24 protein-coding genes are annotated in these 20,243 nt (G+C 65.6%); 13 read left to right on the plus strand and 11 right to left on the minus strand.

The features are described from left to right. Positions 1 to 301: 301 nt before the first annotated feature. The 3 genes from G3574_RS06620 to G3574_RS06630 form a co-directional block, all read right to left on the minus strand. Complete coding sequence (locus tag G3574_RS06620) at positions 302 to 1,543, minus strand: malic enzyme-like NAD(P)-binding protein (protein ID WP_163961277.1); 1,242 nt, start codon at positions 1,541 to 1,543, stop codon at positions 302 to 304. 366 nt (positions 1,544 to 1,909) lie between these two features. Beyond that, a complete protein-coding gene (locus tag G3574_RS06625; protein ID WP_163961279.1) occupies positions 1,910 to 2,272 on the minus strand; it encodes a hypothetical protein in 363 nt (120 codons plus the stop codon). Positions 2,273 to 2,408: 136 nt separating this feature from the next. Beyond that, the gene (locus tag G3574_RS06630) at positions 2,409 to 2,936 is read right to left on the minus strand and encodes a DUF3617 domain-containing protein (protein WP_163961281.1); all 528 of its coding nucleotides are present in this window, start codon (positions 2,934 to 2,936) and stop codon (positions 2,409 to 2,411) included. A gap of 219 nt (positions 2,937 to 3,155) precedes the next feature. Here G3574_RS06630 and G3574_RS06635 point away from each other — a divergent pair, with 219 nt between their 5' ends. Both G3574_RS06635 and G3574_RS06640 read left to right on the plus strand, forming a co-directional pair. Beyond that, positions 3,156 to 4,895 carry an ExeA family protein gene (locus tag G3574_RS06635; RefSeq protein ID WP_163961283.1) on the plus strand — a complete coding sequence of 580 codons (1,740 nt, stop codon included), beginning with the start codon at positions 3,156 to 3,158 and terminating at the stop codon, positions 4,893 to 4,895. Continuing rightward, positions 4,896 to 5,615, plus strand: a complete 720-nt coding sequence (locus tag G3574_RS06640; protein ID WP_163961285.1) for a general secretion pathway protein GspB — start codon at positions 4,896 to 4,898, stop codon at positions 5,613 to 5,615. A 30-nt stretch (positions 5,616 to 5,645) separates the two neighbouring features. Here the strand turns inward: G3574_RS06640 and G3574_RS06645 are convergent, their stop codons facing one another. After that, positions 5,646 to 6,725, minus strand: coding sequence for an alpha/beta fold hydrolase (locus tag G3574_RS06645; protein ID WP_205609680.1), 1,080 nt, complete (start codon positions 6,723 to 6,725; stop codon positions 5,646 to 5,648). A gap of 159 nt (positions 6,726 to 6,884) precedes the next feature. Here G3574_RS06645 and G3574_RS06650 point away from each other — a divergent pair, with 159 nt between their 5' ends. The 9 genes from G3574_RS06650 to G3574_RS06690 all read left to right on the plus strand — a co-directional run bounded on the left by G3574_RS06650 (position 6,885) and on the right by G3574_RS06690 (position 12,614). Next, positions 6,885 to 7,310: a MarR family winged helix-turn-helix transcriptional regulator gene (locus G3574_RS06650; RefSeq protein ID WP_163961289.1), complete on the plus strand. Its 426-nt coding sequence runs from the start codon at positions 6,885 to 6,887 to the stop codon at positions 7,308 to 7,310. A gap of 48 nt (positions 7,311 to 7,358) precedes the next feature. Then, on the plus strand, positions 7,359 to 7,823 hold the full coding sequence (locus G3574_RS06655; RefSeq protein ID WP_205609681.1) for a cupin domain-containing protein: 465 nt from the start codon (positions 7,359 to 7,361) through the stop codon (positions 7,821 to 7,823). A 10-nt stretch (positions 7,824 to 7,833) separates the two neighbouring features. Then, positions 7,834 to 8,247, plus strand: a complete 414-nt coding sequence (locus G3574_RS06660) for a PaaI family thioesterase (RefSeq protein WP_163961291.1) — start codon at positions 7,834 to 7,836, stop codon at positions 8,245 to 8,247. Between the two features lie 40 nt (positions 8,248 to 8,287). Beyond that, positions 8,288 to 8,659 (plus strand): SirB2 family protein, encoded by a 372-nt coding sequence (locus G3574_RS06665; protein ID WP_163961293.1) that lies wholly within the window; start codon positions 8,288 to 8,290, stop codon positions 8,657 to 8,659. 45 nt (positions 8,660 to 8,704) lie between these two features. Then, positions 8,705 to 9,679, plus strand: a complete 975-nt coding sequence (locus tag G3574_RS06670; RefSeq protein ID WP_163961295.1) for a GGDEF domain-containing protein — start codon at positions 8,705 to 8,707, stop codon at positions 9,677 to 9,679. 141 nt (positions 9,680 to 9,820) lie between these two features. Further along, a complete protein-coding gene (gene ypfJ / locus G3574_RS06675) occupies positions 9,821 to 10,687 on the plus strand; it encodes a KPN_02809 family neutral zinc metallopeptidase (protein ID WP_163961298.1) in 867 nt (288 codons plus the stop codon). 19 nt (positions 10,688 to 10,706) lie between these two features. After that, positions 10,707 to 11,051 (plus strand): hypothetical protein, encoded by a 345-nt coding sequence (locus G3574_RS06680; protein ID WP_163961299.1) that lies wholly within the window; start codon positions 10,707 to 10,709, stop codon positions 11,049 to 11,051. Beyond that, positions 11,051 to 11,269, plus strand: coding sequence for an RNA-binding S4 domain-containing protein (locus G3574_RS06685; protein WP_163961382.1), 219 nt, complete (start codon positions 11,051 to 11,053; stop codon positions 11,267 to 11,269). The genes G3574_RS06680 and G3574_RS06685 overlap by 1 nt, the downstream gene beginning before the upstream one ends. Before the next feature lie 46 nt (positions 11,270 to 11,315). Continuing rightward, complete coding sequence (locus G3574_RS06690; RefSeq protein ID WP_163961301.1) at positions 11,316 to 12,614, plus strand: exonuclease domain-containing protein; 1,299 nt, start codon at positions 11,316 to 11,318, stop codon at positions 12,612 to 12,614. Positions 12,615 to 12,660: 46 nt separating this feature from the next. Here G3574_RS06690 and G3574_RS06695 read toward each other — a convergent pair whose 3' ends face one another. Together G3574_RS06695 and G3574_RS06700 are read right to left on the minus strand one after the other, a co-directional pair. Continuing rightward, a complete protein-coding gene (locus tag G3574_RS06695) occupies positions 12,661 to 13,086 on the minus strand; it encodes an Hsp20/alpha crystallin family protein (protein ID WP_163961303.1) in 426 nt (141 codons plus the stop codon). 13 nt (positions 13,087 to 13,099) lie between these two features. Continuing rightward, entirely contained in the window at positions 13,100 to 13,537 is a 438-nt protein-coding gene (locus G3574_RS06700; protein ID WP_163961305.1) for an Hsp20/alpha crystallin family protein, read from the minus strand. Between the two features lie 229 nt (positions 13,538 to 13,766). Here G3574_RS06700 and G3574_RS06705 point away from each other — a divergent pair, with 229 nt between their 5' ends. Further along, entirely contained in the window at positions 13,767 to 14,708 is a 942-nt protein-coding gene (locus G3574_RS06705) for a DnaJ C-terminal domain-containing protein (protein WP_163961307.1), read from the plus strand. A gap of 29 nt (positions 14,709 to 14,737) precedes the next feature. Here the strand turns inward: G3574_RS06705 and G3574_RS28300 are convergent, their stop codons facing one another. Next, on the minus strand, positions 14,738 to 15,145 hold the full coding sequence (locus tag G3574_RS28300) for a hypothetical protein (RefSeq protein ID WP_235953106.1): 408 nt from the start codon (positions 15,143 to 15,145) through the stop codon (positions 14,738 to 14,740). Positions 15,146 to 15,251: 106 nt separating this feature from the next. Next, positions 15,252 to 15,812 carry a TIGR01841 family phasin gene (phaP, locus tag G3574_RS06715; protein ID WP_163961310.1) on the minus strand — a complete coding sequence of 187 codons (561 nt, stop codon included), beginning with the start codon at positions 15,810 to 15,812 and terminating at the stop codon, positions 15,252 to 15,254. Between the two features lie 307 nt (positions 15,813 to 16,119). Here phaP and G3574_RS06720 point away from each other — a divergent pair, with 307 nt between their 5' ends. Next, positions 16,120 to 17,124 (plus strand): SLAC1 family transporter, encoded by a 1,005-nt coding sequence (locus G3574_RS06720; RefSeq protein WP_163961311.1) that lies wholly within the window; start codon positions 16,120 to 16,122, stop codon positions 17,122 to 17,124. A gap of 6 nt (positions 17,125 to 17,130) precedes the next feature. On the opposite strand, the gene G3574_RS06725 is transcribed toward G3574_RS06720, so the two are convergent. The 3 genes from G3574_RS06725 to G3574_RS06735 all read right to left on the minus strand — a co-directional run bounded on the left by G3574_RS06725 (position 17,131) and on the right by G3574_RS06735 (position 20,153). Beyond that, entirely contained in the window at positions 17,131 to 17,850 is a 720-nt protein-coding gene (locus G3574_RS06725; RefSeq protein ID WP_163961313.1) for a hypothetical protein, read from the minus strand. Positions 17,851 to 18,176: 326 nt separating this feature from the next. Continuing rightward, entirely contained in the window at positions 18,177 to 18,917 is a 741-nt protein-coding gene (gene phbB / locus G3574_RS06730) for an acetoacetyl-CoA reductase (RefSeq protein ID WP_163961315.1), read from the minus strand. A gap of 60 nt (positions 18,918 to 18,977) precedes the next feature. Then, on the minus strand, positions 18,978 to 20,153 hold the full coding sequence (locus G3574_RS06735) for an acetyl-CoA C-acetyltransferase (protein WP_163961317.1): 1,176 nt from the start codon (positions 20,151 to 20,153) through the stop codon (positions 18,978 to 18,980). Positions 20,154 to 20,243 lie beyond the last annotated feature (90 nt).

Raw genomic sequence — 20,243 nt, forward strand, 5'->3', positions numbered from 1 at the left:
GCGCCCCCTGCCGCCGCCCCTTTCGGCGACGTCAGAAGGGACATCGCGGGCTCGCCTTCGGCATCGCGTTACGGCGAATGATGACTGCGGCGACCGCCACGGCCACTACATCCGCGCCCTGACTACCAAGCTCCCTCCCCTTCAAGGGGAGGGTTGGGGTGGGGATGGGTTTCCGACGCGAGCAAAGAACAGCGTTGACATCACGAGCGAACCAAATAGTGTTCTCTACATGCCACCGAACCCCATCCCCACCCTAGCCCTCCCCTTGAAGGGGAGGGAACAACCCCCACCCAAGCCCACTTCAAATCAAGGTCTTCGCCAGCGCCTCGAGACGCCCGCGATAAACCTGCTGGTCCCACACCTGCCGCGCCACGCCGCTCTCCACCGCCGCGGCTGCGATCAAGGGCGTCACGCCCGTCAGCAAGCGCTTGTCTAGCAGCGACGGCACGATGTATTCCGTGCCGAACTGCGCATCGGTCGCCGCCATCTCCGCCAGCGCCACCACGCAGGCGCGTTTCATCGCCTGGTTGATCGTCGTTGCCGCCACGTCCAGCGCGGCGCGGAACAGGTAGGGAAAGCACAACGCATTGTTGATCTGGTTGGGGTAGTCGGACCGCCCGGTGGCAACGATTGCGTCGGGGGCGGCCTCGCGGATGCGTTCCGGGCGAAGTTCCGGTTCCGGATTCGCGAGCGCGAAGACGATGGGCCTAGCGGCCATTTTGCGCACGTCGTCCTGGCTGAGCAGGCCGGGGCCGGACAAGCCAAGGAACACGTCGGCCATGCCGATGACCTCGCCGAGCGTGCTCGCCTGCGTGTCCTGGGCCCAGGCGCGCTTTTCCTCGCTCAGGTCGCGCGAAGTGGTGAGCACGCCGCGGCTGTCGCAGACGGTGATGTTCTTGCGGGGCACGCCCAGGTCCACCAGCATGTCCAGGCAGGCCAGCGCCGCTGCGCCGGCGCCGGAACACACGATCTTGGCGAGGGAGATGTCGCGCCCGGTCAGGCGCAATGCATTCAGGAATCCGGCGCCGACCACGATCGCGGTGCCATGCTGGTCGTCGTGGAAGACCGGGATCGACAGGCGCTCGCGCAGGGAGCGTTCGACCTGGAAGCATTCGGGCGCCTTGATGTCTTCGAGGTTGATGCCGCCGAAGGTGGGATGCAGCGCGGCGATCACTTCCACCAGTTTCTTCGGGTCGGTTTCGTCGATCTCGATGTCGAAGGCATCGATGCCGGCGAACTTCTTGAACAGGACCGCCTTCCCTTCCATCACCGGCTTGCCGGCGAGGGCGCCGATGTCGCCGAGTCCGAGCACGGCGGTGCCGTTGGTGATGACGCCCACCAGGTTGCCCTTGGCGGTGTAGTCGTAGGCCTTGGCGGGGTCGCGGTTGATTTCCATGCAGGGCACGGCGACCCCGGGGGAATAGGCAAGCGAAAGATCGTCCTGGCTGTCGACGGGCTTGGTCACCTGGATGGCGATCTTGCCGGCCGGCCGCGCATCGCGGGCGGCGTGGTATTGCAATGCATTGTGTTCGAGCGTAGTCATGTCTAGTGGGAGCGTTATCGTCGTTGGTCTTGTTGTCGTGGCCGGTCATGGTCCGGCCCTGTGCGTGACAGCGCACGCATGCAGGTTCACTGCGGCGAAAAAGCAATGGCAAAGGCCGCCGGGCCGCATGGAACACGGACAGGACGGCGCACGGAAACGGGTGGATTTCGGCCAGCAGGGGCATGCGTCCGGCGGGTGTGCGGGCGAATGCCTTGGAGGGGACGGCGCGCCGTTGCCGGCACCCGCCCCGTGCTTCCCGGAGGATGAGGAAAGGAAGCACTGCGGCGCGCCAGGCCTGTGAGGCGGCGCGCGTTGTTCAGACTACCACAGTCTGGTGGAGGCGACTATGGGAAGGCGATTGGAAGGCTATCGGAAGGCTTCGGCCAGCGACATCACCCTGGGGCTGATGGTGATGTTGTATTTGGACATCGCATCCTGGATCGCCTGCAGGTTCGCCTCGCGTTCGGCATCCTTCCAGCCTTCGAAGATGTCGGTGCCGGCCTTCTGGAAATGCATGTCCATGATCTTCTTGCCGTCGTGGTGCGTGTATTCCTTGGTGAACACCTGCTTGAAGCCGAGGCCTTCGATTTCCTGGATGAAGGTGGTCGGCGGGTTCGCCGCATCCAGCGCGGTGTAGATCATGAATGTCTTGCCGGGCGGCTTGGCCGCCACATCCACGGTGAACACGCCAGGGGCGACGGGCGCTGCGGTGCTCTTCAAAAATAACATGTCAACCTCTTCTTCGTTGATCGGCACGGTCATTGCCCCGACCGTTGCGCGATGGCTATTTCCCAAAATATGCCACAAATCAACTTTCCGACAAAATTATTTTCCCGTCATGAAATATTAGTCGCCCCCGCTCTGCTCACTTTTTCGGCTTCATGTCGCCATAGGACTTGACGTTGCCGCAGTCCGCCGCGAGCCATTTGCCGCTGCTTTCGTGATGCTGGTTCACCGGCTGGCCGTGCATCGTGCCCTTGAAGTCGTAGGTCGACGTGAAGTTGTCGCTGCCGGAGAAGCTGCCCTTCGCCTTGCCTTCGCCCTTCATGTCGGCGCCGTTGCAGACGATGTCCATGCTGTAGCTGTTGCCGCTGCGCTGGTAGTTCCTGGGCTGGCAGCCGGTGGAGGGGTCCATCACGGGCGGCTCCTCGCGGTCCGCCATTTCCTTGGTGATGCAGATGCGGGTCTTCATGCCGCCATCCTGGAATTCCGGCACGGCGATGCCCATCTTCTTCATCTGCTCCATCTGTTCGGGCGGAATCTTGGGCATGTTCTTCATGGCGTCGGATTTCATGGTCATTTCCCACAATCCGGGTTTCATCTGGCCGGCCGCGAAGGCGGGGGCGCAGGCCAGCGGCGCGAGGAAGGCGAGCATGAGAAAAGTCTTGCCCATGTAGTGTTCTCCAGGAAACGATTGAATGGAAGGCGGCGCGGCGGCAGCGGCCGTGTCACCGCGGGATTTTATCAAACCGGCAATGCGCCGGGCCGCCTTTCGTGGCGCGGACTGTTAAACTGTCGCCTTGCCTGGCCGCGGCCTGCAACCAGGTCGTTCCCTTTCCAGGCCGCACCGCCGCGTACACTTCGTTCACCACATCGCCCACTTCATCGCCACATGTACACCCAGTTTTTCAGGCTGAACCGGGATCCCTTCTCGATTTCGCCTGATCCCCGCTTCCTCTTCATGAGCCAGAGCCACCACGAGGCGCTGGCCCACCTGATGTATGGCGCGAACAGCGGCGGCGGCGTCGTGGTGCTGACCGGTGAAATCGGCGCGGGCAAGACCACGGTCTGCCGCTGCTTCCTGGAGCAGGTGCCGGAGAACTGCAACGTCGGCTACATCTTCAACCCGCGCCTGACGGTGCATGAGCTGCTGCGCGCCATCTGCGAGGAATTCCACATCGCCGTTCCGCAGGCCGCCAAGGGGGTGAACGGGGTCAAGGACCACATCGACGCCCTCAATGCCTTCCTGCTCGACGAGCATGCGCGCGGCCGCAATACCGTGCTCATCATCGACGAGGCGCAGAACCTCGCGGTCGAGGTGCTGGAGCAGCTGCGCCTGCTGACCAACCTCGAGACCAACGAACGCAAGCTGCTGCAGATTATCCTGATCGGCCAGCCCGAACTGCGCGACATCCTCGCCCGGCCCGACCTCGAGCAGCTCGCCCAGCGCGTCATCGCGCGCTACCATCTCGGCGCGCTCACGGAGCAGGAGACGGCCAGCTACATCCAGCATCGCCTGTCCACCTCAGGCCTCACCGCGACCTCGCCATTCCAGCAGCCCCTGATGAGGCAAATCCACCAGCTCACGCGCGGTGTCCCCCGCCGCATCAACCTGCTGTGCGACCGCGCGCTGCTTGGCGCCTATTCCATGGGCCGGCATACCGTGGACCGGGACATCATCCGGCATGCGGCGCAGGAGCTGTTTGCCGGGGGCGACGCGGCGGCGCCGGCCGTCAAGAAAAAGACGCCGGCAACGTTCGCTGCCGTGGCGGCGATCGTTGCCGCCGGGGCGCTCGCCATCGGCTACGAGCAGGGCTGGATGGACGGACTCGCCGGCATGCTTCCCGCGGTGCTGCGGACCGTTTCCTCCGGCCCGGCGGCAAGCGGCGCGCCTGCCGGCAACGCGGACAAGAAAGGCACCGGCGAGCCAGCCACGCCAACGCCGGCGGCATCGGCAACCAGCCAGCCCGCTCCTGCCGGGCCGTCGCAGGCGGCCGTCGATGCGCCGGACAGCTTCGCCTCCCAGGAAGCCGGAATCCGCCGGCTCGCCGCCATGTGGGGCGATGCCGTGCCCGACGGCGCGCAGGATCCCTGCGAAGCCATCAAGCCGGCCAAGCTGCGCTGCTACCGCAGCGAAGGCGGACTCGCCGAGCTTCGCCTGCTCGACCGGCCGGCCTTGCTGCCGCTGAAGGATGCCGCGGGCAAGACCAGCTGGCTGCTGCTGACCGGCCTGGAGGGACAGGAACTGGTTACGGGCATCGGCGCGACGGCAAAGACCATCTCCATGGCAGCGCTGACGCGCCAGTACCACGGCGGATTCCTGACGATCTGGCGCGTGCCGCCGGAATTCGACAAGCCGCCCCGCATCGGCGACAGCGGGCCGCAGGTCGACTGGATCGCCAGCCAGCTCGCGCAGATCTACGGCGGGGCCGCGCCGGCCGAGGGCCAGGCGATGTCCGAACGGATGATGGCGCAGATCAAGGATTTCCAGTCGTCCCAGGGCCTGCATGTGGACGGCATTGCCGGCGCGGTCACGCTCATGCACCTGAACCGCATGGCCGGCGTCGCCGAACCGGCATTGCATGCCGCGCGCCAGCCGGCGGCAACCATGAACAGCAAGGCAGGAGCTTAGATGTCCTACATCCTCGACGCATTGAAGAAGGCCGAGGCGGAGCGCCGGCAGGGGAATGCCGGCGGCACGTTCAGCGGCGCCCCTTCCGGCGGTCCCGCAGGCGCGCCGCCGTCCGTGTGGCGCACGCCCTGGCCCTGGCTGGCGATTACCGTGATCGCCGCGCTCGGCATGGGCCTCGCATGGCTGCGCCTGGGACCGTCGCCCGCGCCGCAAGCCGCGCCTCCAGCGGCATCGCCGCAATCACCTGTTGCACCCGCCGCACCCGCCGTCGCCGATGCTTCCGCAAATGCGCCGCAGGCCGCAGTACCATCGGCAGCCCCGGTCGCGCCGGCGACCCATGCGCCGGCACCCGCGGCCAAAGCGCCCTCGCCTGCCGAGCATGCTTCAGCCGCACAGGCCGACGAGCGCAAGCCGAGGCCGGCACGCCGCAAGGAGACGCCGAAGGCGCAGGACAGACAGGAAAAGCAAGAGAAGCAGGAAGCCAAACCCGCGCCCGCGCCGGCCCTGCGCGAGCTGCCCGAAGACCTGCAGCGGCAGATCCCGGCGTACAGCATGAACGGCTACATCTACTCGGGGAACAAGGCTGATCGCTCGGTCCTGATCAACGGCCGCCTGATGCACGAGGGCGACGAGATCGCCCCTGGACTGAAGCTGGAAACGATGACGGCGAACGGGATGATCCTGAACTTCCGCGGCACCCGCTTCCGCACCGGGTACTGACGCAGGACGCGGCCGGGCGCCGGCCGCGTTTCAGTGCAGGGGAATGCGTTGCGCGTGGATGCGCGGCACGGCCTGCCGCTGCGGCAGTTCCTTGCCGACTTCCTCGATGGCGGAAAGGATTTCTCCCTGGGCGAAGTGATGCACCATGTGCCCCACGCCGGTCGCGACGTGGAGCGTGCTGCGCCTGACCTCGTCGTGCAGGCGCTCCGACTGGAAGCGTGAACTCACCTGCCGGTCGCTCGAACCGGTCACGATGGCCACCGGCACGTCCAGTTCACGGTAACGATTGCGCAGGGAAAAGGCGGCGGGGATCATCAGCGCCGCCTCGGCGGCGGCGGCCCGCAACTGGGAAGGCCGCAGGGTCATCCATACCGAGTACTCGCGCGCGAAGCGCTCCGGCACTTCCTTCGGCCCGAACAGCTTGCGCAGGACCGCCGGCCACATCATGCGCGACAGCAGCGGCGAGACGGTGTAGCGCAGCAGGTCGCCGATGAGCGGTATGGCAGGCTGGGACGCGAAGGGCACGTCCAGCCGCGCCGTCGGATAGTAGTAGCCGGACATCAGCACCAGGCCCTTCACCGCGCCGGGGTAATCGAGCGCCATGGTGGCCGCCACCATCGCCCCCCAGGAATGACCGACGACGATCGGCCGCGAGATCCCCATGAGATGCAAGGCGTGATGGAGCAGCTCGGCCTGCGCCTGCGGTCCCCAGATCGTGCTGCGCGGACGAGTGCTGTAGCCATACCCCGGACGGTCGAAGGCGATCACGCGGTAATGCTTGGCCGCTTCCTCGATCAGGCCGGACGTTTCGAAGTCCTGGATCATGCTGCCGTTTCCGTGGAGGAGAACCAGCGGCTGGCCTTGCCCGCGCTCAAGATAGTGCAAGCGCACGCCCTCGACCTCGATGAACCTGCCGGCGGGTGGATTGGTGTTTTCCGCTTCGCGAGTCCGCATCTGCACGTAGACCGCGGCGGCCGCGAGAGCGGCGCCGGCGCCCAGCAGCGCGGCATTGCGGCCGAGCAGCCTGGAAGGTGATCGTTCCCTGCCGAGACCATCGCCGACCGCGGCATCGCGATACCTTTCCTCATGCCTGCTGCGAAATGCGTTCATGACGTTTGCTCCCATCCCTTGTTGCACGTTATTGCCCCATTACGCCGGTGGGACTGTTGGTGCAATGCTAAGTTCAACCGGCTTGTTTTGAAGCAATCACGCCCTTGCGTTCCCGGGCGCCTTGCGTTTAGATGTATATGCAGCTATATTCAAGCCATCATGCAACCTGTCCGAATGCCCTGCTATTGCGGTTCCATCCGCCAAGCCTCGCGCGTGGTCACCCAGTTCTACGACCAGGCGCTGAAGCCCTCTGGAGTGAAGATCACCCAGTACGGCATCTTGCGCCTGCTTGCGGCCTATCCCGGGCTTCCCACCGGGGAAATCGCATCGGCGCTGGTCGCGGACAGCACCACCCTGACCCGCACCCTGAAGATCATCCAGGAGAATGGCTGGATCGGCTGCGAGCCAGGCGAGGACAGGCGCGAGCGCCGCTGGTCGCTCACCGCCGAGGGCAAGGAGCGCCTGCGCGAGGCGACGCCGCTCTGGAAGCAGGCGCAGAAGCAGTTTGCCGAACGCATGCGGGGACTGGACCTCGGCGTGCTCGCCGATACCGTGCTGGCCATGACCAGCCAGCAGGCTGGCTGATTTTTTTTGTTCAAATAGATGCATATACATTCAAATGGAGGAACGATCATGACCATGGCATCGCTGGAAGTGACCCAGGGCGAACATTTCGCCAGCGCGCACGCCGGACCGCTCGATGAACTCTCGAGCTACCAGTTCTTTCATCCCCTCGGCAAGGGCCGGGGCTTTCCCGGCAAGCTCTTCCTCAAGGAGCCGCTGGGAATGACCGGCATGGAGGTGTCCCTTAACAAGCTGCCCGCCGGCCAGGGCATGCCCTTCTACCACAAGCACAAGACCCATGAAGAGCTGTACATCTTCCTGAAGGGCAGCGGCCAGTTCCAGGTGGACGGCCGCGTCGTCCCGGTGCGCGAAGGAACGGTCATCCGCGTGGCGCCCGACGGCTCGCGCACCTGGCGCAACGACTCGCAGGAAGACTTGTACTACATCGTGGTCCAAGCCATGGCAGGCAGCATGGCGGCGACCGACATCGAAGACGGCGTGCCGCTGCCCGAGCGCGTCACCTGGCCTGATTGAGGAAGAACGCATGGAAAAGAACGCCGCTTATTTCAACGACCGCAGCCCCGGCTTCCTGCCCGGCCACCTCGGCATCCAGATCACCGAAGTCACTGAGGGCAAGGTCAGGGCAGAATTCAGGGTCGAGAAGACCCACTTCGCGCCCAACGGCTTCCTGCACGCGGGCAGCGTGGTCACCCTCGCCGACACCGCCTGCGGCTATGGCTGCGTCGCCAGCCTGCCGGAGGGAGCGCAGAGCTTCACCACCATCGAACTCAAGAGCAACTTCATGGGCACGGCCCGCGACGGCGTGGTCGAATGCGAAGCCAGCGCCGTGCACCTCGGTCGCAATACCCAGGTCTGGGACGCGGTGGTCAGGCATCGCGACACCGGCAAGGTCATGGCGATGTTCCGCTGCACGCAGATGGTGCTCTGGCCGAAATGAAACCTGGCATCATGGCGTCCCTTGATACAATGCGGGCACCATGAATTATCTCGCCATCAAACATTTACACATGACCTGCGCCGCGCTGAGCGGCGCCTTCTTCCTGCTGCGCGGCCTCTGGATGCTGCGCGACTCGCCGGCGCTGCGCCAGCGCTGGGTCAGGATCGCTCCGCACGTGATCGATACCGCCCTGCTGGCCAGCGCCATCACCCTGGCGGTGTGGAGCAGCCAGTACCCGCTCGCGCAGAACTGGCTGACCGCGAAGGTCGTGGCGCTCATCGCCTACATCGGCCTCGGCACCATTGCGCTCAAGCGCGGCAAGACCAAGGGCGTGCGCGCCGCCGCCTTCGTCGCGGCGCTGCTGGTCTTCGGTTACATCGTCAAGGTGGCACTGACGCGCCAAGTGCTGTAGCCTACTGTTCTGTTGGAAACCACCCCATCACCACGCAGGACAGCCTTGGAACACATCGCCAGCTTCGCCGCCTCAGGTTACGCCCCCGACCGGGTGCAACTCTTCCACGGCGCGCCGCTGGAAGCCATCCTGCCCCTGCTCGCCGATTGCCCGGTACTGCGCCTTCGCGCGGGGGAATCGCCGCCAGAAGCCAAGGATCGCCAGGGCCGTCTTTACGTGGTGCTGCACGGCGCGCTCGGCGTCACGCCGGCCGAAGTCCGGCCTGGCGGGGAACGCGGCTTCGGCACCGTCCTGCCGGGCGAATGCACAGGCGAACTGTCGGTCCTCGACCATGGCGCGCCGCCGGACCACGTGGCCGCGCAGGAAGACACCGACGTGCTGGTCATTCCCGCCGACGTGCTGTGGCGCATGGTCGACGAATGCCACGGCGTGGCGCGCAACATGCTGCGCCTGCTCTCGTTCCGCCTGCGCGCCGCGAACGCGCAATTGCGGCGCCGCGAGAAGGTCGGCGAGTTCTACCGCCAGCTATCGATGATCGATGGCCTGACCGGCCTGCACAACCGCGCCTGGCTCAACGACCGCCTGCCCGCCCTCATCGACCATGCGCACGCCAGCCGCGAGCCGCTGTCGCTGATCATGATCGACCTCGATCATTTCAAGCGCTTCAATGACGAACACGGCCACCAGACGGGCGATGCCGCCCTGGTTGCTGCCGCGAAGGCGATCTCTTCCGTGCTCCGGCCGAGCGATTTTTCCGCCCGGTATGGCGGCGAGGAACTGACCGTGCTGCTGCCGGGCACCGGCGCCCAGGCCGCGAAGGCGGTTGCCCAGCGGCTGTGCGAACAATTGCGCGAGACGCGGGTGTTCGAGGATGCGGCCCGGCCCTTGCCGCACGTCACCGCATCGATGGGCGTGGCGACGATCCTGGACGGGGAAGACGCGGACGGCCTGGTGACGCGCGCCGATGCCGCGCTGTACCGGGCCAAGGAAAACGGACGCAACCGCGTCGCCCTGGCGTGAGCCGGCGGCCGGACCTGACGGAAATGACGCCAACGACGCCAATGACGTTGGCGCTTGCTGAGGAACAACCGAAGGCGCGGCACTTCACTGCTGCCTCGTTGTCAACATCTTGAAGGCAGCAGATGCCGCAAGGAGACGGGAATGAAATGGGAAGGTAATCGCGAAAGCGACAATGTGGAAGACCGCCGCGGCGAAGGCGGCGGCGGCGGATTCAGCCTCGGCGGCGGTTCGCTGAGCCTGGGGACGGTGGCCATCGCGGTCGTCGCATCGCTGCTGTTCGGCGTGAATCCCCTGTCGGTGCTCAGCATGCTCGGCGGCGGCCAGCCTGCGCAGGTGCAGCAGGCGCCTTCCCATCCGCCCGCCAACGACCAGATGACCAACTTCGTGCGCACCGTGCTCGCCGACACCGAAGACACCTGGACGGAACTGTTCCGCGCCCAGGGCCGGAACTACGTGAAGCCCAAGCTGGTGCTGTTCTCCGGTTCCACGCCGACGGCCTGCGGCACCGGCCAGAGCGCGACCGGCCCGTTCTATTGCCCCGGAGATTCGAAGGTGTACATCGACCTGAGCTTCTACCGGCTGATGCAGCAGCGCTTCCATGTCTCCGGCGAATTCGCGCAGGCCTACGTGCTCGCGCATGAGGTGGGCCACCACGTGCAGCACCTGCTGGGCATCTCCGACAAGGTGGACCAGGTCCGGCGGCGCTCTTCCGAAGTGGAATCCAACGCGCTCTCGGTTCGCCTCGAACTGCAGGCGGACTGCTTCGCCGGCGTCTGGGCCAACCATGCCAACCAGGCGCGCAACATCCTCGAGCAGGGCGACGTGGAAACCGCGCTCAAGGCGGCCAGCGCCATCGGCGACGATGCGCTGCAGCGCCAGGCGCGCGGCGAGGTGGTGCCGGATTCCTTCACCCATGGCACCTCGGCGCAGCGCGTGCGCTGGTTCACGCGCGGCATCGAGACCGGGCAGATCTCTGCCTGCAACACCTTCGAGGCGCGCCAGCTTTAATCACCTGATCATCCATTTCATGTCTCACGATACCGCACTGCACGCCTTGCGCGCCTCCCTCGACGGCCTGCGCCGAAAACAACTTTCCATGGATGCCTTTTGCCGCGCCTGGCGCGGCGAGACCGCCCTGCTTGCCGCCCTGCCCGCCAGCTACGGGCAGGTGATGGAAGACCTGCTCGGCCGCATGGAAGCCGGCAGCCTGTTCACCGAGGAAAGCTGCTCCTTCAGCCAGGAAGACCTGCTCGGCCGCATGGAAGCCGGCAGCCTGTTCACCGAGGAAAGCTGCTCCTTCAGCCAGGAAGACCTGCAGGCGAACCTTGCCGTGTGGCTGGACAAGGCGTCCCGGACACTGGAGAAGGCATGATGCAGGACATCGAATTCAACCTGCGCGGCGACTTCGTCGAACTCAACCAGCTGCTCAAGCTGGCCGGCCTGTGCGACAGCGGCGGTGCCGGCAAGGCGCTCGTTGCCAGCGGCGAAGTATCGGTCGACGGCCAGGTCGAGTCGCGCAAGACCTGCAAGGTGCGCGCGGGCCAGGTGGTGACGCTCGGCGACGTGCGCATCCGCGTGACGTCCGCCTGAAGCGCCGGCCCCGCCGTCCCGCCTACCGCGTCCCGCCGCCAAGCCCATGCATCATCGTTCCGGCAAGCTGCTGTTCATCGACCTCGAAACCACCGGCCCCGATCCCGCCATCGACCTGATCACCGAGATCGGCATCGTGGAGGTCGGCGCGTCCGGGGTGGAGCGCTGGTCGAGCCTGGTGAATCCGGGCGTGCCGATTCCTCCCTTCATCCAGGAACTGACGGGCATCGACGATGCCATGGTGGCCGGCGCGCCGGCGTTCGACGAAGTCGCTGCCGAACTGCGGCAACGCATCGAGGGCGGCCTGTTCATCGCCCACAATGCGCGCTTCGACTATGGCTTCCTGCGCCAGGCGTACAAGCGCCTCGGCATGACGCTGCGGGTCGACGTGCTGTGCACGGTCAAGCTCTCGCGCAAGCTTTTTCCCTCTGAGATCCGGCACGGGCTCGACGCCCTTGTCGAACGCCATGGCCTGCTGGTGGAAGCCAGGCATCGGGCGCTGGCGGACGCCGACCTGCTGTGGCAGTTCTGGCGCAAGCTGGAAGACGCGGTGGCGCCGGAAGCGCTCGATGCGGCGATCGCCCGCCAGCTCGAACGGCGCGGGCTGGAGACCGCGCTGGACCCGGACGTGATCGAGGACCTGCCGGACAGGCCGGGCATCTATCTTTTCCGCGACCAGCAGGGCGCGCCCTTGTACGTGGGACGCGCCTCGCAGCTGCGCGCACGGGTGTTCGCGCACTTCCACGGAGACAAGTTCACCCAGCGCGACATGCAGCTCGCGCGCCAGGCACACCGCCTCGACTGGTGCGAAACCGCCGGCGACATCGGCGCCAGGCTGCTGGAAGCGCGCCTGCTGCGCAGGCTGCGGCCGGTGCACAATGCTGCGCCGCCGAACCGGCGCGTTGCCTACGCCTGGCGCATCGATGGCGCCGATGCGCGCGGCCGGCCGGAACTCGCGCTGGTGTCGTCGCGCGAGGTCGACTTCAGCGCGGCGCAGGGGCCGCTGTACGGGCCGTTCAATACGGTGGGAAAGGCCGAGATGGCCATGGCGTCGCTGCGCAACCAGTCGCGGGCGGCGATGGAATCGCTGCGCATCCAGGCCTGGCCCCACGACGGGCCGGTGGGCATGGTGGAGACGGGCGCTCAGGGAACGCGCGAGGATGTGCTCGTGATCGACCGCTGGCGTTACCTCGGGGCCCTCGGCCAGGCGAGCGAATGGCAGGAACTGCTGGGGGATGCGGAAGACGACATCGTTTTCGATTCCGATGCCTACAAGCTGATCACGGGCGCGCTGGCGGCAGGCAAGCTGCGGGTCGTCCCCTTGCCTGCCCCGGCGCGGGCCTGACCCGCGCCGTTGCCGCCATCGTTCCCGCCGTCGATGCGGCGGGGCCTTATGCCACCTTGATCTCGATCTTTCGCGGCTGGGCGTGCTCCGCCTTCGGGATGCGCAGGGTCAGCACGCCAAGCTTGAATTCCGCCGTGGCCTTGTCGCTGTCGAGTTCGCGCGACAGGGTGAAGGTTCGGCGATAGCGCGGCAGGCGCACTTCCGCATGGCTGGACTCCATGCCTTCCGGTGTCGCAAGCGCGACTTCGCCTTCGATGGTGAGGCTGTCGGCTTCGAGGTGCAGGCTCAGCTTTTCCTTCGGCACGCCGGGCAGGTCGGCGTACAGGGTGATGCCCGCTGCGTCTTCGATGACATCGACGGGCGGCAGCAGCGCCGCTTCCTGGCGCGCGTTCGGCTGCTGGTCTTTCCGGTTGTCTTTCTGGGCGACCTGGTCCTTGCCCGCGCTGGTCTGGTTGATGGTGTTGGTCGTCATGATGGCCTCCTTGTCATTGCACTTCGATGCGGCGCGCCTGCGGTGCCTGGCGGCGCTTGACGGTGACATGCAGCACGCCGTCGCGGTATTCGGCGCTGACGCCGCTTGGATTGATGTCGTCGTCCGGCAGGCTGACCACGCGGCGGAAGCGGCCGGCGAAACGTTCATTGATGTGCAGCGTGGTCTTCTCGTCCTGGGCGGGCGTGGCATTGGCGCGCTCCCCGGCGATGGTCAGCACGCCGCGTTCGAGATTCACTTCGATGCTGTTCGGGTCGAGGCCGGGAGCGAATGCGTAGAGCTCCAGCGACTGGGGCGTGCTGCCGACGTTCAGCGCCGGATAGCCGCCGCGTCCGGCGCCGCGGATGCTCGGGCCGTCAAAGGCTTCCTGCACTTCACGCTGGAGCCGGTCGAGTTCGGCAAACAGGTCACGCGGAAATAGGGTGCGATACATGATGTTGTCCTCCTTTTTCTTCACGGGCCGCGGCGGCCACCGGGACTTCCCGGATGCATGCCGATCCGCGTTCATGGCCAACATAGGAATCGCAAAAACGGTTTTCAAGAGCCGTTCCGGCGAAATTTTTCAGCCGCATCCACTGCCTGGTCATTGCAAATCGGCGGCCTTGAAATCGCGTCCCGGCGATGCCATCTTCACTGCAACCACTGTTTGCAGGAGATCCGCTTTGGAAACCAGGGACTACTACGAGATGCTCGGAGTCGCCCGCGATGCCTCCGCGGACGACATCAAGAAGGCGTTCCGCCGCCTCGCGCGGAAGTACCATCCGGACGTATCGAAGGAACCGGACGCCGAATTGAAGATGAAGGAAATCAACGAAGCGTTTGGCGTGCTTTCCGACCCGGAAAAGCGCGCGGCCTACGACGAGGCCGGCCGCCGCCCGGACATGGGCGCGGGCTTCGGCTTCCCGCCCGGCTGGGAGGAACAGGGCTGGCAAGAGCATGCCGGCCGCCGCCGGGCCGCTGCCGGCAGCGACGAAGACGCCTTCGGCGATCTGTTTTCGGAACTGTTCGGAGGCGGCGGGCCATTCCGGCAATCGGGACGAACCGGCGCATCGTTCGACATGCCGGGCGAGGACCAGCACGCCGAGATCGGACTGGACCTCGAGGACGCATACACCGGCGCAACCCGCACCATCACCCTGCGGATGCCGTCGGGCGACCGTTCGCTGCAGGTGCGCATCCCGCGCGGGGTGCGCCCCGGACAATCGATACGTCTCGCCGGCCAGGGTGCGCCGGGCATCGGCGGCAAGCCCGGCGACCTGTACCTGAAGGTCCACTTCAAGCCGCATCCGCGCTACCGCGCGGAAGGCCGCAACCTGTTCGCGAGCCTGCCGGTGGCTCCATGGGAAGCGGCGCTCGGCGCCACCGTCGATGCCACGCTGCCGGATGGCAAGGTGGAAGTGCGCATTCCGCCCGGCACGCAGCCGGGACGCAAGCTGAGGCTGAAGGGACGCGGCATTCCGGCCGGCGCGCAAGGCGATCCGGGCGATGCTTACCTGGTGGTCGAGGTCAGGTTGCCCCCGGCCGACAGTCCGCGCGCCCGGGAGCTATACGAGGCCATGGCCCGCGACCTGAATTTCGATCCGCGCGGCGCTTCCGTGGATTGATCCGCCGGCCTCATCGGGAGGTGACGGCGTCAGGCATCTTCCTGCGGGCCGAGACTGTCATGCCAGGCGGCATAGGGCGTATTCTTGACGAGATGGCGGTTGTAGTCCGGGCTGCCGTCCTGCCACCAGACGGGTCCGCGCTCGCCGAGCGCGACCTTGGCGGCTTGTACCCCGGCCCTCGCCTTGCGCAGGGCCGCGTCGTCGCCGCCCTGCAAGGCGGCGCGCACGGCGCGGCGGGCCGCCATCAAGGCTTTGGTGTGCCGTGCGCGTTCTTCCTCGGAAAGGGCGGGATTGGACTTGCGCCAGAGGCGGCCGCGCACGATCAGGTAGCGGCCGTCGGGAGTGGATGGCGGCGCCGTCATGGGAATGGCGGGGACATGGCTCTCATGCCGGACATTCTCGCCGATCGCCTTCCCGGGCGAATCGGCCTGCGTCAACCGGATGCGATGCGAGACACAGACTGCAAGCCGCAGACATGAAAAAAGGGCCGCTCTGGCGGCCCTTCTCTTTCCTGCGCTTTTCCGCGCGGCTGGTATCAGCCGATCATGCCTTGACGGTGGTGGTGGCGTCGGTAGTGGTCTTGGCCATCTGGTTGACCACGCCGTTCACGTTGGCGTTGAAGGCGTCGACTGCCTGGCGGGTGGACTTGGTCAGCTGCTCGTAGCCGGCCGATGCGTTGTCCATGGTGGTCTTGAACAGGTTGGTGAAAGCGTCGGAACCGGCGGGTGCCTTCTTCGCTGCTTCGGACACCAGTTCATTGACCTTGCGCGCGGCTTCGGTGATCTGGGTTTCGGTGGCCTTGCTGTATTCGGCCTGGGCATCGGTGGCGATGCTGGCAACGTGGCCCGCATAGGCGACCACCTTGGCGACGTTCGGCTTGGCCTGTGCATTGACCAGCGCGAGCCATTCCTGGGCATCCTTGGCGGCCATCAGCTGGCGCGTGGTGGCGACGGATTCTTCCATCGAGGCCTTGATTGCCGTCACGTTGAGGGTGGCGAGCTTTTCCAGGCTTTCCAGGGTTTTGCTTGTCAGGGTGAAGTAAAGGGATACGTTTGCTTCGAGATTGGCTTTGGCGGTGGAAATCTGGTCTTGGGTCAAAAACATGGCTTCTCCGGTAACTGGACGACGGCCGCTCCTGGCGGCCGGCACGACTTGGCGTACTGTATGTATCAATCTGGAACGACTGCTGGTATGTTGCGAAGCAACACGGCGTATTTTAGAGACATGCGTGGTGAAGTTCAATGATGATTTTGTGCAACGCGACATACCCCTGCCAGTGCGCCGGACCATCAGGAACTTAGGGCGGCCGCCTTGCGCTGCTTCAGCTTGTGCCTGAGGCTTGCTGACACCGGCGGGCGACTTTGGGTAATATGAACCTCAGCCTCTCACCAGCGCAGCACAAGGTTTTTCGATGGACAACGAACACCCACGCGCCCGGCTTTACTACCTCTTCGGTGCAGGGAACCACCCCAAGGGATCGCCATGGCTGGCACGCTTGCCGGCCGGGCTGTGCGCCATCCCGGTTGGCCTGTTCGGCCTGGCGGGAGCGTGGCGGCGCGCCGGCGCCTTCGGCTGGAGCCTCGCCGCCGACGTCTTCCCGCCCATCGTCTGGTCGAGCGCCGCCATCTGGGCGATCATCCTGCTGCTCTATGCCGCGAAGTGCCACCGCCACTGGCCGGCGGTGCTGGCCGAATTCCGCCATCCGGTGCAGGGGCCGCTGCAGGCCCTGCTGCCGATGTCGACCCTGCTGGCGGTGATCCATGTCGGCGATCCCGCGCATGACATCCGCACCGCCATCTGCATTGCCGCCCTTGCCCTCAACGCGATCATTGCCTACCGGGTGTGCGCCACGCTGGCCAGCGGCCAGCTGCCCGCCAACGCGGTGACGCCGGCGCTCTATCTTCCGCTCGTGGGCGGGCCGCTGGTGGGCGGCATGGCGCTGGCCTCCCTGGACTACGCCGGCTGGGGCGCGATCAGCTTCGGCGCCGGACTGGCTGGCTGGGCCATGCTCGAGGCCAAGGTATTGGACAAGCTGTTCTCCGGTCCCTTGCCGGAGGGGCTGCGGCCGACCATCGGCATCGAACTGGCGCCGCCGCTGGTAGCTTCGCTGAGCGCGGCCACGCTCTGGCCCGAGCTGCCTGCGCTCGTGCTGGCGATGGGCCTGGGCATGGCGCTGCTGCCGCTGGCGGTGGTGATGGCACGCATCGCGTGGTGGAGCCAGGTGCCGTTTTCGGTGGGCTTCTGGTCGTTCTCTTTCCCGCTGGCGGCATGCGCGAGCGTGGTGCTGGAAGCGGTGCATCGCGGCGGCTGGCCGATCTGGATCGGCCATGTGGTGCTGCTCACCGCGACGGTAGCGATCGGCTTGCTGGCGCTGCGCACCTTGCTTCTGCTGGCGCAGCGCAAACTGTTGCCGTAGGACGGATCAGGGCTTGCGCAGGGTTTCGATCCTGCGGTTCATGCGCCGGTCGACGGAATGCGACGCGACGGTGAATTCGAGGTTGGTGATGCCGATCGATCCCGGGGGCCCGGCAACGAAACCGAAACCCGACTTGACCGGGAACAGGCAGTTATCCCGCAGCATGAGGTCGGTCTGGCAGTTGGGCGTCGGCGTATAGAGATGCGGCTTGACTTCGTTCCAGATCGATTCCTTCACCCACCCGTACATGAAGAGCTGGTTCGGATAGAGGGAGTTGTCGGAGTCGATGTAGCCCTTCTGGTTCTTCTGCAGCGGCGGCTGGGTCGGCACCTCGTCGGCGATGGACAGCGTGACGGAACCGTCGCCGATCGGAAAGGCTTCCTCGTTCTGGTAGGAGGCATAGGCCAGCCGCAAGTGCCAGCGGCAGGTCAGCGCCACGCGCTTTTCCGCACCGACCTTCTCGGTCGCCATCGACAGGCCATCGGTCAGCGTCAGCGTCGTGCACATGACCTGGCCGATCAGGGTCGGCTCGTACTGCCTGAATTGCTCCAGGTTCTCATGCATGTTCCAGAAGAACCATTTCGCGCATTCGGCTGCCGTCATTTCCGGCAGGTCGGTGATCGACCGCATGCCATGCGCCTCGATGGTGCGCATCACATCCTTCCGCAGTTTTTCATGTGTTTCATCCAGGTCAGAACTGAAACGCTGGGTATATTCGTTACGCATAACGGTCTCCAAACTCGATTCGCATGGTGGCCTGCCATCAACGTCATCGTTCTCGGCGGCATGCCGAATAGAGACGTCTTTGCGCGATTAGTTCGTCATCGCAAAATCAGAATGACGTTAGCGGATGTTGACGCGGGTGCGGAAGCTGGATGGCCTAGCACTGATCCCTGTCAATTGCTGGTGCAAGGCTGAAACGGCCTGCCCCATGATGGCGCAGCCCGCCCGGTAGGCAGCGTGGGGAACGGCGCAAAAAAGCCCGGACCGCCGATGTCGGCGCCGGGCTGAACGCGGGCTGCCCGTGACGGGCAGCAAGAGCGGAAGACGGCTCAGGACATGTGCTGGCCGCCGTTGATGGCGATGTTGGCGCCGGTCAGGAAAGCGGCTTCGTCGGAGGCGAGGTAAGCCACCAGGCCTGCGACTTCCTCGGGCTTGCCGAGCCGGCCCATCGGGATCTGCGGAATGATCTTGCTCTCCAGCACCTCGCTCGGGATTGCCATCACCATCTTGGTGCCGATGTAGCCGGGCGAGATGGTGTTGACCGTCACGCCCTTGCGCGCCACTTCCAGCGCCAGGGCCTTGGTGAAGCCGTGCATGCCGGCCTTGGCGGCGGAGTAGTTGGTCTGGCCGAAGGCGCCCTTCTGGCCGTTCACCGAGGAAATGTTGATGATGCGGCCCCAGCCGCGCTCCACCATGCCGTCGGCCACCGGCTTCGTCATGTTGAACACGGAATCGAGATTGGTCTTGATGACGGCATCCCAGTTGACCTTGTCCATCTTCTTGAAGGTCATGTCGCGGGTGATGCCCGCATTGTTCACCAGCACGTCGATCGGCCCGAGCTCCGCGGTGATCTGCTGGATGCATTTCTGCGCGGAGTCGTAGTCGGCCACGTCGCAGGGATAGGCCTTGAACTTGTAGCCCTGCCCTTCCATCTCGGCCAGCCAGTCGGCGGCCTTGGTGTTGCCGGGCGAATGGGTGGTCACGACCTGGTAGCCAAGCGCGGCCATCTTGATGCAGATAGCCTCGCCGAGTCCGCCCATGCCGCCGGTTACCAATGCGATTCTTGCCATGTTGTGTTCTCTCTCTTTTATGGTGACGTGGTAGTAATGTGAAACTGCGCCAACCCTGAATCAGCGCTCGATTGCAAGTGCGACGCCCATTCCGCCACCGATGCACAGGCTGGCGAGTCCGCGCTTGGCGTCGCGGCGGATCATTTCATGGATCAGCGTGACGAGGATGCGGCAGCCGGAAGCGCCGATCGGGTGGCCGATCGCGATCGCGCCGCCGTTCACGTTGATCTTGCTGGTATCCCAGCCCATTTCCTTGTTGACGCCGATGGCCTGTGCGGCGAAAGCTTCGTTGATCTCCATCAGGTCGAGGTCGTTGTGGGTCCAGCCGGCCTTGCGCAGGCAGAGCTGCGATGCGGGAACGGGGCCCATGCCCATGACGGTCGGGTCGACACCGGCCGAGGAATAGGCCTTGATGCGGGCCAGCGGCTTGAGGCCGAGCTCGTCGGCCTTCTTCGCCGACATCATGATCACCGCGGCCGCGCCGTCATTGATGCCGGAGGCATTGCCGGCGGTCACGGTGCCGGCCTTGTCGAAGGCGGGACGCAGGCTGGCGAGGGCATCGACGGTCACGCCGGGCTTGATGAATTCGTCGGCGTCGAAGACGGTCGGGCCCTTCTTGCCGGGGATTTCCAGGGGAATGATCTCGTCCTTGAACTTGCCGGCCTTCTGCGCGGCTTCCGCCTTGTTCTGGGACGCGGCGGCAAACTCATCCTGCTCCTGGCGCGAGACGCCGTACTTCTTGGCGACGTTCTCGGCGGTGATGCCCATGTGATACTGGTTGTAGACGTCCCACAGGCCGTCGACGATCATGGTGTCGACCAGCTTGGCGTCGCCCATGCGGAAGCCGTCGCGGGAATTGTTCAGCACGTGCGGCGAGGCGCTCATGTTTTCCTGGCCGCCGGCGATGATGATGTCGGCGTCGCCGCACTTGATGGCCTGCGCGGCGAGGTGAGTAGCCTTGAGGCCGCTGCCGCAGACTTTGCCGACGGTGAAGGCGGGGACCATGTCGGGCAGGCCGGCGCGGATGACGGCCTGGCGGGCGGGGTTCTGTCCGCAGCCGGCAGTCAGCACCTGGCCCAGGATGACTTCATTGACCAGTTCCGGCGCGATGCCGGTCTTGGCCAGCAGGTGCTTGATCACGTGCGCGCCCAGATCCGACGCAGCGGTCTTGGCCAGCGTGCCGCCGAACTTGCCAACGGCGGTACGACCTGCTGCGACGATGACGACCTCATTCATTCCATTCTCCCTCTCAGATGACAGATAAAAACCGCGACATGCTTGCCCGGATGAAATGCGGGCAAGGTGCGGTTGACGACGCATCGTGCG

Origin of the sequence: Noviherbaspirillum galbum, from assembly GCF_010974945.1 — a bacterium.
GTDB lineage: Bacteria > Pseudomonadota > Gammaproteobacteria > Burkholderiales > Burkholderiaceae_D > Noviherbaspirillum > Noviherbaspirillum galbum.